The 15,731-nt window shown below is 58.1% G+C and carries 17 protein-coding genes; 12 read left to right on the forward strand and 5 right to left on the reverse strand.

Features of this window, described 5'->3' with window-relative positions:
* Positions 1-68: 68 nt before the first annotated feature.
* From endA to ruvX, 5 genes are all read left to right on the forward strand, one after another.
* The gene (endA, locus tag OXR04_RS11255; RefSeq protein WP_009087136.1) at positions 69-773 is read left to right on the forward strand and encodes a deoxyribonuclease I; all 705 of its coding nucleotides are present in this window, start codon (positions 69-71) and stop codon (positions 771-773) included.
* Between the two features lie 69 nt (positions 774-842).
* Positions 843-1,574, forward strand: coding sequence for a 16S rRNA (uracil(1498)-N(3))-methyltransferase (gene rsmE, locus OXR04_RS11260; RefSeq protein WP_009087137.1), 732 nt, complete (start codon positions 843-845; stop codon positions 1,572-1,574).
* A 103-nt stretch (positions 1,575-1,677) separates the two neighbouring features.
* On the forward strand, positions 1,678-2,622 hold the full coding sequence (gene gshB, locus OXR04_RS11265; protein ID WP_046102511.1) for a glutathione synthase: 945 nt from the start codon (positions 1,678-1,680) through the stop codon (positions 2,620-2,622).
* An 87-nt stretch (positions 2,623-2,709) separates the two neighbouring features.
* Complete coding sequence (locus OXR04_RS11270; RefSeq protein ID WP_009087140.1) at positions 2,710-3,273, forward strand: YqgE/AlgH family protein; 564 nt, start codon at positions 2,710-2,712, stop codon at positions 3,271-3,273.
* Positions 3,273-3,692 carry a Holliday junction resolvase RuvX gene (gene ruvX / locus OXR04_RS11275; protein WP_009087141.1) on the forward strand — a complete coding sequence of 140 codons (420 nt, stop codon included), beginning with the start codon at positions 3,273-3,275 and terminating at the stop codon, positions 3,690-3,692. Before OXR04_RS11270 ends, ruvX begins: the two co-directional genes overlap by 1 nt.
* Here ruvX and OXR04_RS11280 read toward each other — a convergent pair.
* Positions 3,686-4,690 carry a type IV pilus twitching motility protein PilT gene (locus OXR04_RS11280; RefSeq protein ID WP_267370009.1) on the reverse strand — a complete coding sequence of 335 codons (1,005 nt, stop codon included), beginning with the start codon at positions 4,688-4,690 and terminating at the stop codon, positions 3,686-3,688. The two genes, ruvX and OXR04_RS11280, sit on opposite strands and share 7 nt — an antisense overlap.
* A gap of 14 nt (positions 4,691-4,704) precedes the next feature.
* Between OXR04_RS11280 and OXR04_RS11285 the strand changes: the two genes are divergently transcribed.
* The 4 genes from OXR04_RS11285 to hemW are packed head-to-tail and all read left to right on the forward strand — an operon-like array spanning position 4,705 to position 7,726.
* The gene (locus OXR04_RS11285; protein ID WP_009087144.1) at positions 4,705-5,412 is read left to right on the forward strand and encodes a YggS family pyridoxal phosphate-dependent enzyme; all 708 of its coding nucleotides are present in this window, start codon (positions 4,705-4,707) and stop codon (positions 5,410-5,412) included.
* 12 nt (positions 5,413-5,424) lie between these two features.
* Positions 5,425-5,979, forward strand: coding sequence for a YggT family protein (locus OXR04_RS11290; RefSeq protein ID WP_009087146.1), 555 nt, complete (start codon positions 5,425-5,427; stop codon positions 5,977-5,979).
* Positions 5,980-6,000: 21 nt separating this feature from the next.
* A complete protein-coding gene (locus OXR04_RS11295) occupies positions 6,001-6,594 on the forward strand; it encodes an XTP/dITP diphosphatase (RefSeq protein ID WP_267370007.1) in 594 nt (197 codons plus the stop codon).
* Positions 6,587-7,726: a radical SAM family heme chaperone HemW gene (hemW, locus tag OXR04_RS11300; protein ID WP_140029515.1), complete on the forward strand. Its 1,140-nt coding sequence runs from the start codon at positions 6,587-6,589 to the stop codon at positions 7,724-7,726. Before OXR04_RS11295 ends, hemW begins: the two co-directional genes overlap by 8 nt.
* 36 nt (positions 7,727-7,762) lie before the next feature.
* Here the strand turns inward: hemW and OXR04_RS11305 are convergent, their stop codons facing one another.
* The 3 genes from OXR04_RS11305 to trmB all read right to left on the reverse strand — a co-directional run bounded on the left by OXR04_RS11305 (position 7,763) and on the right by trmB (position 9,663).
* Positions 7,763-8,479, reverse strand: a complete 717-nt coding sequence (locus OXR04_RS11305; protein ID WP_009087151.1) for a DUF2884 domain-containing protein — start codon at positions 8,477-8,479, stop codon at positions 7,763-7,765.
* A 138-nt stretch (positions 8,480-8,617) separates the two neighbouring features.
* Entirely contained in the window at positions 8,618-8,944 is a 327-nt protein-coding gene (locus tag OXR04_RS11310) for a YggL family protein (protein ID WP_009087152.1), read from the reverse strand.
* Complete coding sequence (trmB, locus tag OXR04_RS11315; RefSeq protein ID WP_046102515.1) at positions 8,944-9,663, reverse strand: tRNA (guanosine(46)-N7)-methyltransferase TrmB; 720 nt, start codon at positions 9,661-9,663, stop codon at positions 8,944-8,946. The genes OXR04_RS11310 and trmB overlap by 1 nt, the downstream gene beginning before the upstream one ends.
* Before the next feature lie 154 nt (positions 9,664-9,817).
* On the opposite strand from trmB, the gene mutY reads away from it, so the two are divergent.
* Genes mutY through mltC form a run of 3 tightly spaced genes read left to right on the forward strand, consistent with a single transcriptional unit; the run spans position 9,818 to position 12,308 of the window.
* A complete protein-coding gene (mutY, locus tag OXR04_RS11320; RefSeq protein ID WP_058958117.1) occupies positions 9,818-10,906 on the forward strand; it encodes an A/G-specific adenine glycosylase in 1,089 nt (362 codons plus the stop codon).
* A complete protein-coding gene (locus OXR04_RS11325; protein ID WP_009087157.1) occupies positions 10,903-11,175 on the forward strand; it encodes an oxidative damage protection protein in 273 nt (90 codons plus the stop codon). Before mutY ends, OXR04_RS11325 begins: the two co-directional genes overlap by 4 nt.
* A gap of 53 nt (positions 11,176-11,228) precedes the next feature.
* Positions 11,229-12,308: a membrane-bound lytic murein transglycosylase MltC gene (gene mltC / locus OXR04_RS11330; protein ID WP_009087159.1), complete on the forward strand. Its 1,080-nt coding sequence runs from the start codon at positions 11,229-11,231 to the stop codon at positions 12,306-12,308.
* Between the two features lie 861 nt (positions 12,309-13,169).
* Here the strand turns inward: mltC and OXR04_RS11335 are convergent.
* Positions 13,170-15,323: an ornithine decarboxylase gene (locus tag OXR04_RS11335; protein WP_046102516.1), complete on the reverse strand. Its 2,154-nt coding sequence runs from the start codon at positions 15,321-15,323 to the stop codon at positions 13,170-13,172.
* Between the last annotated feature and the right edge of the window lie 408 nt (positions 15,324-15,731).

Genomic DNA, 15,731 nt, shown 5'->3' on the forward strand with positions numbered 1-15,731 from the left:
CCCCATTCCGCCCTATTGGACATTCTGTTAACCTGCCGCCCTTTTTTGTACTGAACAGAAGCTGGAATATGTCTCGCATTTTAAGTCTGGCGGTGGCGTTGCTGTTTGCCCCTGCCGCTGACGCTATCAACCTGAATAACTATCATCAGAATAACTTTCAGCAGGCTAAAACCTTTGCTGCGGCGATTAACGCCGATGCACCGGGCTCCTTTTACTGTGGCTGTAAAATTACATGGCAGGGAAAAAAGGGCATTCCCGATCTCAACAGCTGTGGCTATCAGGTGCGCAAAAATGCGAATCGCGCCGCACGCATTGAGTGGGAACATGTGATGCCTGCGTGGGAGTTTGGACATCAGCGCCAGTGCTGGCAGGACGGTGGCCGCAAAAACTGCAACAAAGACCCCGACTATCGCCGCATCGAAACCGATCTGCACAACCTGCAGCCTGCGGTGGGTGAAGTGAATGGCGACCGCGGCAACTTCGCTTACAGTCAGTGGAACGGCAGCGAGAAGCAGTATGGTCAGTGTGAGATGAAGATAGACTTTAAACTGAAGCAGGCGGAGCCGCCTGCGCGGGCGCGGGGCGCGATTGCCCGCACTTATTTCTATATGCGCGACCAGTACCATCTGCGCATTTCGCGCCAGCAGACGCAGCTGTTTACCGCCTGGGATAAGCTCTATCCTGTCACGCCGTGGGAGTGCGAACGCGACCAGCGGATTGCCAGGGTGCAGGGCAATCACAATCCTTATGTGCAGCAGGCTTGCCAGCGCTAAAATCCCTGCCCTACACTAGCTCTTTTCCCATGACGCCGCTGCAGCGCGGCGTCCGGTCTCAGGAACCTTATGCGCATACCTCGCATCTATCACGCCGCGCCTCTGAACATCGGCAGTGAAATTACTCTGGATGAAGATGCATCCAACCATGTGGGCCGGGTCCTGCGGATGACAGCAGGCCAGCGTCTGGAACTCTTTGATGGCACTAATCTGACTTTTGCAGCAGAGATCACGCATGTTGATAAAAAGCGTGTAAAAGTATCGGTCACAGAGAGCCAGCCGGACGATCGCGAGTCACCCCTGCATCTGCATTTAGGTCAGGTGATGTCGCGCGGTGAAAAAATGGAATTCACTATCCAGAAATCAATTGAACTGGGCGTGAACGTCATTACACCCTTGTTTTCCGAGCGCTGTGGCGTAAAGCTTGATGCTGAGCGTCTGGCGAAGAAGATCCAGCAGTGGCAGAAAATTGCGATTGCCGCCTGCGAGCAGTGTGGCCGCAATCGCGTGCCGGAAATTCGTGAAGCGATGACGCTGGAAGCCTGGTGTGCGGAAGCGGACAGCGGTCTGAAGCTCAACCTGCATCCGCGTGCCAGCCAGAGTATTAACACGCTGCCACAGCCTGTGGAGCGGGTCCGGCTGCTGATTGGCCCGGAAGGCGGCCTGTCAGCGGACGAGATTGCGATGACGGCGCAGCACGATTTTACGGACATCCTGCTTGGCCCACGGGTTCTGCGAACCGAAACCACCGCGCTGACCGCCATTACGGCACTTCAGGTGAGGTTTGGCGACCTGGGTTAAGCGATACTTTCGGCGGTGAGAGAGCAGGCATAGTGTCCTGACTGTTCGGCCCACTGCAGACCGAACCGAACGAGGCGATCAACGCCTTACCGAGGAGATAATAATGATTAAGCTTGGCATCGTGATGGACCCTATTTCGTCCATCAATATTAAAAAAGACTCCAGCTTCGCCATGTTGCTGGAAGCACAGCGCCGTGGTTATGAAATTCACTACATGGAGATGCACGATCTCTCGATGCGCGGTGGCGTCGCCTCTGCCCGCACCCGCCTGCTGAGCGTTGAGCAGAATGCGGATAGCTGGTATCAGTTCGGCAGCGAGCAGGAGATCCCGCTGGCTGACCTGAATGTGATCCTGATGCGTAAAGATCCCCCTTTCGACACCGAGTTCATCTATGCGACCTACATTCTGGAGCGCGCAGAAGAGCTGGGAACGCTGATCGTGAATAAACCGCAGAGCCTGCGTGACTGTAACGAAAAGCTCTACACCGCCTGGTTTGCGGAGTTCACGCCTGAGACCCTCGTGACCCGCCGCAAAGAGCAGCTGCGCGCGTTCTGGCAGGAGCATGGCGACATCATCATGAAACCGCTGGATGGCATGGGCGGCGCCTCTATCTTCCGCGTGAAGCAGGACGATCCTAACTTTGGCGTCATCACGGAAACCCTGACCGAGCACGAAAGCCGCTTCTGCATGGCGCAGAACTATATCCCGGCTATCAAAGAGGGTGACAAGCGTGTGCTGGTCGTGGATGGCGAGCCGGTTCCTTACTGCCTGGCGCGTATCCCGCAGGGCGGTGAAACGCGCGGCAATCTCGCCGCCGGTGGGCGCGGTGAAGCCCGTCCACTGAGCGAAAGCGACTGGGAAATTGCGCGCCGTGTTGGCCCGACGCTGAAAGCAAAAGGACTGATTTTTGTCGGTCTCGACATCATCGGTGATAAACTGACTGAAGTTAACGTGACCAGCCCGACCTGCATTCGTGAAATTGAGGCTGCGTTCCCGATCTCCATCACCGGCATGTTGATGGATGCCATTGAGAAACGCCTGGGCTGAGCAAGACGCCGGGGCGAGGCTCCGTGATCAACCCAATACCGGTGCGGCCGTCGCGTGCCGGTTATTTTTTTGGTACATCGTGTGAGAATGAATTTACAACATCACTTTTTGATTGCCATGCCTTCATTGCAGGACCCTTTCTTCAAGCGTTCCGTGGTCTATCTCTGCGAACATAACGAAGAAGGTGCAATGGGACTGATCATCAATAAACCCATGGAAAACCTGACGGTTGAAGGCATTCTGAAGAAGCTGAAAATCTCTGCTGACGATCGCGACCCGGCCATCAGGCTGGATAAGCCGGTCTTCACCGGTGGCCCGCTGGCGGAAGATCGCGGCTTTATTCTGCACTCAGCGCAAAGGACTTTTACCTCCAGCATTCGTGTCTCCGACAACACCGTCATCACCACATCCCGTGACGTGCTGGAGTCGATTGGCACCGCCTCTCAGCCCACAAATGTGCTGGTGGCGCTGGGGTACTGCGCCTGGGAAAAAGATCAGCTGGAGAATGAGCTGATGGAAAATGCCTGGCTCACGACCCCAGCCAACAGCAATATCCTGTTCCAGACGCCTATCGCAGAGCGCTGGCGCGAAGCGGCGCGCAGCATCGGCGTCGATATTCACAACATGGCCAGCGACGCCGGACACGCCTGATGTCAACGCAAACACTGTTAGGTTTCGACTTCGGCACCAAAAGCATTGGTGTCGCCGTCGGTCAGCAACTCACCGGCAGCGCCCGCCCCCTGGCGGCGCTGAAAGCCCAGGATGGCACGCCAGACTGGCTGCTCATTGAAAAGCTGCTGAAAGAGTGGCAGCCCGATTTCGTGGTGGTGGGTTTACCCCTCAATATGGATGGCACTGAACAGCCGTTAACGGCCCGGGCGCGAAAATTTGCCAATCGCCTGCACGGTCGGTTTGGCATCCGGGTCGAGCTGCAGGATGAGCGCCTCAGCACCGTTGAAGCGCGTGCGGGTCTCTTCGAACGTGGCGGTTACCGTGCGCTCAGTAAAGGGTCGGTGGATTCACAGTCGGCCGCCATCATTTTGCAGGACTGGTTCGAGAACCACTACTGACCTGACGCGATCAGTCCGGCAGCTTCACGTGCCAGCCTGCTCTGCTCAAAGGTTTGCATACCGGCCTGTGCGCCGGTCTGCAACAGAGCAGGGATCTGGTGCATCTTGCCCTCCCGAATCAGATGAGTGATGCCCGGTGTCGCAACCAGGATCTCGAACAGCCCGATGCGCGATCCGGCAACGGCAGGCACCAGCCGCTGCGCAATGACCGCTTTCAGGCTGCCCGCCAGCTGCGTTCGCACCAGCGGTTTCTCCTCCGCCGGAAAGACATCCACCAGCCTGTCCACCGCCTGCGCCGCGCCACGGGTGTGCAGGGTTGCCAGCACCAGATGCCCCGTTTCCGCCGCCGTCAGCGCCTGACGGATGGTGTCGCTGTCGCGCAGCTCGCCCAGCAGAATCACATCGGGATCTTCCCGCAGCGCCGCTGTGATGCCCAGTGAGAAAGAGGGGCAGTGCAGGCCGATTTCACGCTGCTGTATCAGCGACTGCTGGCTGTGGTGGATAAATTCAATGGGATCTTCCAGCGTGATGATATGACGGGCATGCTGGCGATTCAGCGCATCCACCAGCGCCGCCAGCGTGGTGGATTTGCCGCTTCCGGTCGCCCCGGTGACCAGAATCAATCCATCCTGCTGCTCCAGCAGCGTCGGCACCACGGCGGGAAGCTGCAGGCTCTCCAGCGTGGGACAGACCGCAAAGATAAGGCGCAGCGCCAGCGACAGGCCATTGCGCTGCATAAACAGACTGGCGCGCAGACGCTGACCGTCGGCGAGGCTCAGGGCGAAATCGATCTGCCCGTCACGCGCCAGCTGCTGGCGCTGGGCTTCACTGAGCCAGCGGGCCATAAACTCCGTCATCCAGGCGGCCGAGAGCGGGCTCTGCTGCGGAATCGCCTCCAGCCTCCCCTGCCGCCGCCAGTAGGGCAAATGTCCGCTGCAAAGGTGCAGATCGGCCGCATTATGCTTTACACTAAGCGCCACCATTTCATCCAGATTCATAATGTCTCCTGACTATGACCTCAATCCAGCACAACCTACAGCAAGTCCGGCAGCGCATTGCGGCCGCTGCCGCGCGTTGCGGCCGCGCACCAGAAGAAATTACCCTGCTTGCCGTCAGTAAAACCAAACCTGCGAGCGCAGTCGAAGAAGCCTTTACCGCGGGTCAGATTGCCTTTGGCGAAAATTACGTGCAGGAAGGGGTTGAAAAGGTTCAGGCGCTGGCCGCACATCCGGAACTGGAGTGGCACTTCATCGGTCCGTTGCAGTCAAATAAGAGCCGACTGGTGGCGGAAAATTTTGCCTGGTGCCACACCCTTGACCGTTTGCGCATTGCCCAGCGGCTCAACGATCAGCGTCCCGCCTCACTGCCACCGCTGAATGTGTTAATTCAGGTAAATATCAGTGACGAGACGAGTAAATCTGGCATCATGCTGGAGGCCGTTTCCGGGCTGGCAGAGGCGATAGCGGCCCTGCCGCAGCTGCGACTGCGGGGATTAATGGCGATTCCGGCGGCGGAAAGTGACTACACGAAGCAGCTGGCGGTGTGTCAGCAGATGGCGGAAGCATTCCGTCAGCTGCAGCAGCACTATCCGCATATTGATACGCTTTCGCTGGGAATGAGCGATGACATGGAGGCGGCCATCGCCGCAGGCAGTACGATGGTGCGCATCGGCACCGCCATTTTTGGCGCACGCGATTATGCGCACAACTCACAACAATAACAGAGGAACTTCATGTTAACACTGACGTTTTTAGTAAAAACGCTGATCGATCTCTACGTCATGGTGCTGCTGCTGCGCATCTGGATGCAGTGGTCACGCTGCGATTTTTATAATCCCGTGGCGCAGTTCGTCGTCAAAGTCACGCAGCCGATTGTTAAGCCGCTGCGCCGCATCATTCCGGCACTGGGGCCGATTGATACCGCCTCGCTGCTGCTGGCCTTTGTCCTGACCACGCTGAAATACCCGATTTTACTGCTGATTCAGGTGGGCGTGTTCTCGGTTGATCCGACCAACCTGCTGGTCGGCCTGCTGTCGCTGATTAAATCGGCCGGTTATCTGGTCTTCTGGGTGATCATCATTCGCTCACTGATGAGCTGGATCAGCCAGGGTCGCGGCCCGGTCGACTACCTGCTGGTGCAGCTGACCGAACCGATGATGGCACCGATTCGCCGTATTCTGCCTGCCATGGGCGGTATCGATTTCTCCGCGATGATCGTCATTCTGGTGCTGTATGCCCTGAACTTTCTCGGCATGGACCTGTTCCCGGGTCTCTGGTACCTGCTGTAAATGAATCAAACTGGAACTGTTATGCAAAAAGTTGTGCTCGCCACCGGTAATCCCGGCAAAGTGCGTGAACTGGCGGAGCTGCTCTCCGCCTTTGGTCTGGATATCGTCGCTCAGAGTGACCTGGGGGTTGAGTCGGCGGAAGAGACCGGCCTGACCTTTATCGAGAATGCCATTCTCAAAGCGCGTCACGCGGCGCAGATCACCGGACTGCCGGCGATTGCCGACGACTCCGGCCTGGCCGTGGATGCGCTGGGTGGCGCGCCTGGTATCTATTCGGCGCGTTACGCCGGAGAAGATGCCAGCGATCAGCAGAATCTGGAGAAGCTGCTGCAGGCGCTGGAAAACGTGCCGGACGGTCAGCGTCAGGCGCAGTTCCACTGCGTGCTGGTCTATCTGCGTCATGCGGACGATCCTACGCCGCTGGTGTTCCACGGCAGCTGGGAGGGTGAAATTACCCGTTCCGCTACGGGTGCCGGTGGCTTTGGATATGACCCGATTTTCTCTGTTCCGGCGCTGGGTAAAACGGCCGCTGAACTGAGCAAAGCGGAAAAAGGTGCTGTTTCTCACCGGGGTAAAGCATTGACGCTGCTGCTGGAAGCGATGCGTAATGCCTAATCTGCCGCCGTTAAGTCTCTATATCCATATTCCGTGGTGCGTTCAGAAGTGTCCCTACTGCGATTTTAACTCCCATGCGCTGAAGGATGAGGTGCCGCACGTTGAATACGTGCAGCACCTGCTGCGCGATCTGGAGATCGATCTACCGCTGATTCATGGCCGCGAAGTGCGCACCATCTTTATTGGTGGCGGCACCCCCAGCCTGCTGAGCAGCAGCGCGATGCAGATGCTGATGGATGGGGTGCGGGCGCGTCTGACGCTGGCTCCCGATGCGGAGGTGACCATGGAGGCCAACCCGGGCACCGTGGAAGCCGATCGCTTCAGCGCCTATCAGCGCGCCGGCATTAACCGTATTTCGATTGGGGTTCAGAGTTTCAGTCCGCAGAAGCTGCAGCGCCTTGGCCGCATTCACGGGCCTGACGAGGCGACCCGTGCCGCCCGGCTGGCACAGTCGCTGTCACTGCGCAGCTTCAACCTCGACCTGATGCACGGCCTGCCGGACCAGTCGCTGGAAGAGGCGCTCGACGATTTGCGTCAGGCGATTGCACTCAATCCGCCTCACCTCTCCTGGTATCAGCTGACCATCGAACCCAACACCCTGTTTGGTTCCCGTCCGCCGGTGCTGCCGGATGATGATGCGCTGTGGGATATTTTCGAACAGGGCGATCAGCTGCTGCGGGAGGCCGGTTATCAGCAGTATGAAACCTCCGCCTACGCGAAGCCGGGTTATCGCTGTGAGCACAACCTTAACTACTGGCGTTTCGGCGACTATCTGGGGATCGGCTGTGGCGCACACGGCAAGCTGACGCAACCGGATGGGCGCATTGTACGCACGGTGAAAACCCGTCATCCGCGTGGATTCATGCAGGGAAATTACCGCGAGAAGCAGTATGAGGTGGCCGACAGCGACAAGCCGTTTGAATATTTCATGAACCGCTTTCGCCTGTTGGAAGCAGCACCGCGCGACGAGTTCAGCCGCTACACCGGTCTGTCAGAGCAGGCGATCCGTCCGCAGATGGATGCCGCGATCGCCGCAGGTTATGTGACGGAAACGGCGGATCAGTGGCAGATTACAGAGAAAGGAAAACTGTTTCTGAATTCGCTGCTGGAGCTGTTTCTGGCGGAAGAGTAACAAAGGCGCCTCAGCCCGGCAGGCTGAGGCGTGATACTATTTTTTCAGGGCGCCCGTAAGCTGCTTACGCTGATCTTCCAGCGAAATGACGCGATTACAGACCTCGTGACCGAAGTTCTGGAAATCCTGCTCCTGCTTGCTCCACTCAGCCTGAATCGACTGCTGCAGACCGCCAAGATTTCCCATAATCGCCTGCAGCGGATTGCTGCCGCCACTGCCCTGCTTACTGCCCATCTCATTCAGGCTATCCTGCATGACGCCGCCCAGCGTCGACTGAACCAGCCGCTCCCCTTCCGCGCGCACCTTATCGATCGCCTGATGGTGGAACGTCAGCCCGTCGTCACGGTGCTCGATGATGCGGTTCATCTGCTGTTTCAGCTGGCCATTCAGCGTGCTCAGGCGATTGCGGACGTTGCTGTCGGTGCCCAGTTTCTCCACGATCACCCGATCCAGTGCCGCACGTCCTTTCTCCAGACGTGAGGTCGCCCCGCTGTCGATCCACGGCAGATCGCGACGCAGCGCGTTCTGGTAATCGATCGCTTTCTGGCGTTCCGCTGTGCTCAGCGACACCTTCTGCCCGTTGAACTGCACGTCGCCCTGCGGCGAGATCTCAAGATTGCCGTTGGCACCGACCACCTGCACGCTCTGCGGCTTAATCACCACATCATCCTGCGGCTTAACGCTGCATTCATAGGCTGCCTGAGCCTGGGTCGCTGCTGCCAGCAGCACAGCAAGAAGCGCTTTACGCATCATATCTACTCCCTAACATCTGGTGCGGAACCGTTCAGCGATCGGGCCTCAGCCCGACACCGTGTTTCTTAAAACCGGGCCGGCGGCCTGGCGTTCTGCCCCATCCGGGATGGCAGACCAGCAGCCTGACCGACCTGACCTTTAGTCCCACCAGACGTCGAAGAGTTCCGTCATCTGCACATCCTGCAGCTTGTGATCTTCCAGCCATTTGCGGACCAGAGCGCGATGCTCCTCGGTGCATTTGCCGGTTTTCTGCAGGCAGACCAGACCTTCCCACACCAGGTAACCGCTGCCATCAAAAGCCAGACCGTTAGGATCGATCGCTTCGTTGATGAACTGGTTGAGCGTCTCATCAATTTCACTTTCGCTGGTGCCTTCCGGGAAGCGCCAGGCAACCGAGAACCCCAGTTCCTGAAACTCATCAATGTGCAGTTTTTTGCGTAAACGGCGGCTGCGTTGTGTGGCCATTATTTCACCCTCTCAAACATTAAATCCCATACGCCGTGGCCTAAACGCTGCCCGCGCTGCTCAAACTTGGTCAGTGGACGCGTCTCAGGACGCGGCACATAATTCTGTTGTTCTGACTGGTTGCGGTAACCATCAATGCTGTTCATCACTTCCAGCATATGCTCCGCGTAGGCTTCCCAGTCGGTCGCCATGTGGAAAACGCCGCCCAGCTTCAGTTTACGCATTACCAGTTCGGCGAAAGGCACCTGGACGATACGGCGTTTGTTATGACGCGCTTTGTGCCACGGATCGGGGAAAAAGAGCTGAACCATGCGCAGCGAGTTATCCGGGATCATCTTCTCCAGCACTTCCACCGCGTCATGACACATCACCCGCAGGTTCTGTACATCCGCCTCTTTCGCGGCGGCCAGACAGGCTCCCACGCCTGGCGCATGCACTTCAATACCCAGGAAGTTCTGATGCGGCGTGTTCTGCGCCATGGTGACCAGCGACGCGCCCATACCAAAGCCAATCTCCAGCGTCACCGGTGCCTCGCGGCCAAACAGCGCGACTAAATCGATCGGCTCCGGCTGATATTCCACCCCCATGACCGGCCACAGGGTGTCCAGCGCCTGCTGCTGGCCTTTGGTTAAGCGACCCTGGCGGCGCACAAAGCTGCGGATCCGGCGCAATGGCCGCCCGTTCTCATCAAATTCTGGGGTGATGACGTCATTAATCATGTAAAAGCCTGCTGGTTAGCCTGTTCCGGGAAACGGGCATTATGCAAAGTTCATAAGCAGAAGCAAGCCTTTGCAATCTTCCGGTTTACACCCAGGTGCGCATGTGCTGGAATTCCTGCCTGAGTGTAGAGTAAACACGGAAATTTTCCTTCTTATGATGCAAGCGCCGCAGTTCGCGCAACAGGTGCTGGACTGGTATCAGCGCTTTGGCCGCAAAACCCTGCCCTGGCAGCTGGAGAAAACGCCTTACAAGGTGTGGCTGTCTGAAGTGATGTTACAGCAAACCCAGGTTGCCACGGTTATTCCCTACTTCGAACGCTTTATGGCGCGCTTCCCCACGGTCAGCGATCTGGCGGCGGCACCGCTGGATGAGGTTCTGCATCTCTGGACCGGCCTCGGCTACTACGCCCGTGCGCGTAACCTGCATAAGGCGGCAAAACAGATTGTCGATGTTCATCAGGGCGAGTTCCCTGTGAATTTCGATGATGTCTCTGCCCTGCCCGGCGTAGGCCGCTCGACGGCGGGGGCGATCCTGTCGCTGTCACTGGGACAGCACTTCCCGATTCTGGATGGCAACGTCAAGCGCGTGCTGGCCCGCTGTTATGCCGTCAGCGGCTGGCCGGGTAAAAAAGAGGTCGAGAAGCGGCTCTGGCAGATCAGCGAAGAGGTCACCCCCGCTGAGGGTGTCAGCCAGTTTAACCAGGCGATGATGGATCTGGGCGCGCTGGTCTGCACCCGCTCGAAACCGAAGTGTGAAATCTGCCCGCTGAACAGCGGCTGTGAAGCCTATGCCAGCAGCAGCTGGGCCAGCTATCCCGGTAAGAAGCCTAAACAGGTACTGCCGGAGCGCAGCGGCTGGTTCCTGATGATTCAGGATGGCGATGATGTCTGGCTGGAGCAGCGTCCCCCCGTGGGCTTATGGGGAGGGCTGTTCTGCTTCCCGCAATTCACCACCGAAGCGGCGCTGAACGACTGGCTGGCGGCACGCGGCATCCACGCCAGACCGCAGCAGATGACGGCCTTTCGTCACACCTTCAGCCATTTCCATCTCGATATTGTGCCAATGTGGCTGGCATGGCCTTCTGTCGGGGCGGCGATGGATGAAGCAGGCGGTCTCTGGTATAACTTAGCGCTGCCACCATCTGTGGGATTAGCTGCACCCGTTGAGCGCCTGCTGCACGAGCTGCGCCATCCCCGACAACTGGCTTTGGACAGTTGTGAGATTAATGAGGAAGAAGAATGAGCCGCACCATCTTTTGTACGTTTTTACAGCGCGACGCGGAAGGACAGGATTTTCAGCTCTATCCGGGCGATTTGGGTAAGCGCATTTACAACGAGATTTCGAAAGAAGCCTGGCAGAAGTGGATGGCGAAGCAGACCATGTTGATCAACGAGAAGAAGCTCAACATGATGAATCCTGAGGATCGTAAAGTCCTGGAGAAGGAGATGGTCAACTTCCTGTTCGAAGGCAAAGACGTTCACATCGAAGGCTATACACCGCCAGAAGCGTAAATTTTCGGGCCTCATCGCTGGGGCCGGTTATCCAGGTCAGGCTTGCATTCCCAATGAATAAAAAATTAATCGCCCTGCTGGTGATAGCACCACTTTTGGTTTCCTGTTCCGGGTCGAAAAAACAGCAGTTCCACGAAGAGTGGGTAAAAGACACTAACGGCTTTGATATTCTGATGGGGCAGTTTGCTCACAATATTGAGAATATCTGGGGTATCAATGAGGTCCTGATCGCCGGACCCAAAGATTACGTCAAATACAGCGACAACTATTACACCCGCAGCCACATCAACTTTGAAAGCGGTAAGCTGACTATCGAGACGATTTCGGGCACTGATCCCATGGCCAGCCTGCGTCAGGCGATCGTAACCACCCTGCTGATTGGCGACGATCCGGGGAATGTCGATCTCTACTCCGATGCAAACGATATCGTGATCAGTAAAGAGCCACTGCTCTATGGTCAGGTGCTGGATAACACCGGGCAGCCGATCCGCTGGCAGGGCCGCGCTGAAGCCTTTGCTGACTATCTGATCCAGCACAAACTGCAGCGCCGCACGTCGGGTCTGCATGTGATTTACACCATTACAATTCCGATGGTGCCGAACCACCTGGATAAACGTGCCCACAAATACCTGCCGATGGTGCGCAAAGCCGCCGAACAGTATGGTGTGGATGCGTCACTGATTCTGGCGATTATGCAGACCGAATCGAGCTTTAACCCCTACGCCGTGAGCCACTCCGATGCACTGGGCCTGATGCAGGTGGTGCAGCACACCGCCGGTGTTGACGTGTTCCGCATGAAGGGGAAATGGGGCAAGCCAAGCCGCAGCTATCTGCTGGACCCGGAGAACAATATCGATGCGGGCACCGCCTATCTGTCGCTGTTGCAGCGCAGCTATCTGGGCGGCATTCAGGATCCGCTGTCCCGCCGCTATGCGGTGATCACCGCCTACAACGGTGGTGCAGGCAGCGTTCTGCGCGTCTTCTCCAGCGATAAAGATCGGGCATTCGCGATGATTAACGACCTGCCGCCGAACAGGGTCTATCAGATCCTGACCAGCCAGCATCCGTCGGCGGAGTCGCGCCGTTATCTGTATAAGGTGAGTACCGCACAGCGGAGTTATCGGGGGTTCTGATCGGAGCCGCTGAAGCGGGAGTGTTCGCTGCGCGAAGGGGCGCTGAGCAGGTTTCGTTCGCCCAACGGGTTGGGCAGTTTCAGTTTCGCCTCTGCAGGCGACCGACAAGGGGGCGCCAGTCGCCGCGCCCCCTTGACCCCGGGCTCCGGCCTGCCTCACCGCCGCTCCGCGGTCCCCTCGCTTCTTCCGGATTTCTCACGGACCGGCAGGACGCGCCATCCCTGGCGCGAACCCGCCTCTTCGCGACATCCCTGTCGCTCGTCCTGAAATCCCTCATCCGCTCAGCGGCTCAGACGGCCTCCCTCCCCGCTGTTATCTCTTCTTTTACTGTTAAGGACTTCACTGCGGTGAGTTTTAAAGAATGTCTTTGGCTTCGGTGCAAACAGACAACGCTCCATTCAGGAGAAACGAAGATATCAAAGGCGGGGGTGTGGGAGAGGCATCCGGCGCGCTGAGGAGCAACCGGAGGCCAGGATGAGCCGACAGGACGTCGGCGAGAGGACGGCACGAGCCAGGGATGGCGAGTCCGGACGGTCCGTTGGCCGCAGGGCGTGACGAAGGCACCCCGCAACGCGGGGCGCGGAGGCTGCCGGACGCCGGGATTGTTAAGGGGCGGGCGTCCGCCCCTTGACGCGTCCGCCTGCACGGGCAGGCTGAAACTCCCTCACGCCTGGCGGGCGAAACCTTCTCAGAGCCAGCCCACCGCCAGGTACTAACTCCCTCACGCCTGGCGGGCGAAACCCTCTCAGAGCAGCTCACCGCCAGGTGATAACTCCCTCACGCCTGGCGGGCGAAACCTTCTCAGAGCCAGCCCACCGCCTGGCAGGCGAAAGAATCTCATCGCCCCTTCGCGCAGCGAAACTATCCCCTCACCATCATATTGGCCACCAGATATTTACGTCCCTGCTCATCCTCTTCGGTGTAAACGCCCTGCAGCTCTGGCGAGAAGCCTGGCAGCAGGTTCAGCCCCTCTTCCAGGGCCAGGAAGTAGCGCTGCACTGCGCCGCCCCAGATCTCTCCCGGCACCACGCAGAGCACACCCGGCGGATAAGGCAGCGCGCCCTCGGCGGCAATCCGTCCTGCGGCCTCGGCTATCGGCACCAGCTCGACCTCACCGCGAATATACGCCTGATGGGCATCCTGCGGATTCACCCTGACCGGCGGGAACTCCGCGGCGCGGAACATCAGACGCTGCAGATCCTTCACATTGTGACTGACGTAAAGATCGTGCATCTCCTGACAGAGGCGACGCAGAGTGTAACCGGCATAGCGTTGCGCATTTTTACGGTAGATCGTCGGCAGCACTTCGGCCAGCGGCGCATCATCCCTGACGTGCTGCTCGAACTGCGCCAGCATCGCCACCAGATTCGCCATCTTCTCCGGGCTCTCTGCTGGCGTCAGCAGGAACAGGATCGAGTTGAGGTCGCACTTCTCCGGCACAATGCCGTTTTCGCGCAGATAGTTCGCCAGAATCGTGGCCGGGATCCCGAAATCACTGTACTCCCCGCTGGCGGCATCGATCCCCGGCGTGGTCAGCAGCAGCTTGCAGGGATCGACCCGATACTGATCGCGCGCATAACCGGCAAAACCGTGCCACTTTTCCTGTGGTTCGAAGCTGAAGTAGCGCAGATCGCGGGCGATCGTCTCCGTGGGCGCATCCTGCCAGCGCTGCCCGGCCACGCGCTCCGGCACAAATGGCAGGATCATTTCGCAACGCTCCAGGATCGCTTTACGCGCATCGATCCCCAGCGTGACGCACTCATCCCACAGGCGACGCCCCGCCTCGCCCTGATGCATCCGGGCGTTAATATCCAGCGCGGCAAACAGCGGATAAAACGGACTGGTTGAGGCGTGCAGCATAAAGGCGTTATTCAGCCGTTTGTGCGGACAGAAGCGGCGCTGTCCGCGAATGTGATTATCTTTTTTGTGGATCTGCGAGGTCTGTGAAAAACCCGCCAGCTGCTTGTGCACCGACTGCGTGACAAAAATGCCGGGATCGTTCTCGTTCAGTTCTAACGTCAGCGGCGAGCAGCCTTCCATCAGCGGGATAAACTGCTCATAGCCGAGCCATGCGGAATCAAACAGGATGTAATCACACAGATGACCGATGCGATCCACCACCTGACGCGCGTTGTAGACCGTGCCGTCGTAGGTGCCCAGCTGGATGATCGCCAGACGGAAAGGCCGCGCCTCTTCTGCGCGCTGCGGAGCAACCGCCGCGATCTGCTCGCGCAGATAGGCCTCATCAAAGCAGTGCGCATCAATTCCGCCAATAAAGCCGAAAGGATTGCGTGCCGCCTCCAGATAAACCGGCGTGGCCCCCGCCTGGATCAGCGCGCCATGGTGGTTCGACTTATGGTTGTTGCGATCAAACAGCACCAGATCGCCCCGGGTCAGCAGCGCATTGGTCACCACTTTATTGGCGCTTGAGGTGCCGTTGAGCACAAAGTAGGTTTTGTCGGCGTTAAATACCTTTGCCGCATACTTTTGTGCATCTTTAGCCGATCCTTCGTGGATCAGCAGATCGCCCAGTTTAACGTCGGCATTGCACATATCCGAGCGGAAAACATTTTCGCCATAGAAGTCATAGAACTGTTTACCCGCCGGATGTTTCCTGAAGAACGCGCCGCCCTGATGACCGGGGCAGGCAAAGGTACTGTTCTGCATATCAACATAGCGGGAGAGCGTCTCAAAAAAGGGCGGCAGCAGCGCCGCTTCATAGGCCTGCGCGGCCGCCTCCAGCGCAATCCACTCCTGCGGATCGCCATTCAGCTCCCCGCTGACGCCGGGCAGGTGCATCACCTCCTCTTCAAAGGCGTTGGCGACAAATACCGGCAGGTCGAACCCGGTATGACGCAGCAGTGTCAGTATGCCGCTGCGGGTATCCGCCAGCGAGACGACAACCGCCGCGACATCGGTAAAGTCGGTGTTATCCAGCGTCACCACGTCGCGCGCGGTGTTCAGAGTCAGACTGGGCGCCACAGCGGCGCTGGCAGCAATTTTCAGTGGAGTCATAAAGCGTCCCTAACGGCAGGGAGGAGGTGCCCGTGGCACAATCATGGGGACAGCGCCCCGGCGAAGAATGTCAGTGAAAACCGTCAGAAGGCATTGTGCAGCCGTTGAAGAGCAGATAACCGGCCGCTGCCAGGCTGACCTCACCGCATGGAGAACCGCAGCGTGTTCAGGAAAGAGGAAAAACCGGTGCGCGCCGGAAAGAGCGAACGGTAATCCGGGCGGGTGCGCGGTGAACCGGACATGGCGACATCCTCTGTGATGTATAAACAGGGCCAAAAAGTGGCGGTCATGATGTCATCTTTTTTTTACGTGGACAACCCGAGCCAGGCAATTATCCGGCAGACCACAAAAAAGATAACACACTGTTTTTAATGAATAATTTACAGTTTAAAATTAACAGTACGACTA

The sequence above is a fragment of the Pantoea sp. GM_Pan_3 genome (genome assembly GCF_026541045.1).
Lineage (GTDB): Bacteria > Pseudomonadota > Gammaproteobacteria > Enterobacterales > Enterobacteriaceae > Pantoea > Pantoea anthophila.

What these genes read in the sequence shown, in the direction of transcription:
- endA (WP_009087136.1), top strand. Translation starts at nt 69, where the DNA reads ATGTCTCGCATTTTAAGTCTGGCGGTGGCGTTGCTGTTTGCCCCTGCC.
- rsmE (WP_009087137.1), top strand. Translation starts at nt 843, where the DNA reads ATGCGCATACCTCGCATCTATCACGCCGCGCCTCTGAACATCGGCAGT.
- gshB (WP_046102511.1), top strand. Translation starts at nt 1,678, where the DNA reads ATGATTAAGCTTGGCATCGTGATGGACCCTATTTCGTCCATCAATATT.
- OXR04_RS11270 (WP_009087140.1), top strand. Translation starts at nt 2,710, where the DNA reads ATGAATTTACAACATCACTTTTTGATTGCCATGCCTTCATTGCAGGAC.
- ruvX (WP_009087141.1), top strand. Translation starts at nt 3,273, where the DNA reads ATGTCAACGCAAACACTGTTAGGTTTCGACTTCGGCACCAAAAGCATT.
- OXR04_RS11280 (WP_267370009.1), bottom strand. Translation starts at nt 4,690, where the DNA reads ATGAATCTGGATGAAATGGTGGCGCTTAGTGTAAAGCATAATGCGGCC.
- OXR04_RS11285 (WP_009087144.1), top strand. Translation starts at nt 4,705, where the DNA reads ATGACCTCAATCCAGCACAACCTACAGCAAGTCCGGCAGCGCATTGCG.
- OXR04_RS11290 (WP_009087146.1), top strand. Translation starts at nt 5,425, where the DNA reads ATGTTAACACTGACGTTTTTAGTAAAAACGCTGATCGATCTCTACGTC.
- OXR04_RS11295 (WP_267370007.1), top strand. Translation starts at nt 6,001, where the DNA reads ATGCAAAAAGTTGTGCTCGCCACCGGTAATCCCGGCAAAGTGCGTGAA.
- hemW (WP_140029515.1), top strand. Translation starts at nt 6,587, where the DNA reads ATGCCTAATCTGCCGCCGTTAAGTCTCTATATCCATATTCCGTGGTGC.
- OXR04_RS11305 (WP_009087151.1), bottom strand. Translation starts at nt 8,479, where the DNA reads ATGATGCGTAAAGCGCTTCTTGCTGTGCTGCTGGCAGCAGCGACCCAG.
- OXR04_RS11310 (WP_009087152.1), bottom strand. Translation starts at nt 8,944, where the DNA reads ATGGCCACACAACGCAGCCGCCGTTTACGCAAAAAACTGCACATTGAT.
- trmB (WP_046102515.1), bottom strand. Translation starts at nt 9,663, where the DNA reads ATGATTAATGACGTCATCACCCCAGAATTTGATGAGAACGGGCGGCCA.
- mutY (WP_058958117.1), top strand. Translation starts at nt 9,818, where the DNA reads ATGATGCAAGCGCCGCAGTTCGCGCAACAGGTGCTGGACTGGTATCAG.
- OXR04_RS11325 (WP_009087157.1), top strand. Translation starts at nt 10,903, where the DNA reads ATGAGCCGCACCATCTTTTGTACGTTTTTACAGCGCGACGCGGAAGGA.
- mltC (WP_009087159.1), top strand. Translation starts at nt 11,229, where the DNA reads ATGAATAAAAAATTAATCGCCCTGCTGGTGATAGCACCACTTTTGGTT.
- OXR04_RS11335 (WP_046102516.1), bottom strand. Translation starts at nt 15,323, where the DNA reads ATGACTCCACTGAAAATTGCTGCCAGCGCCGCTGTGGCGCCCAGTCTG.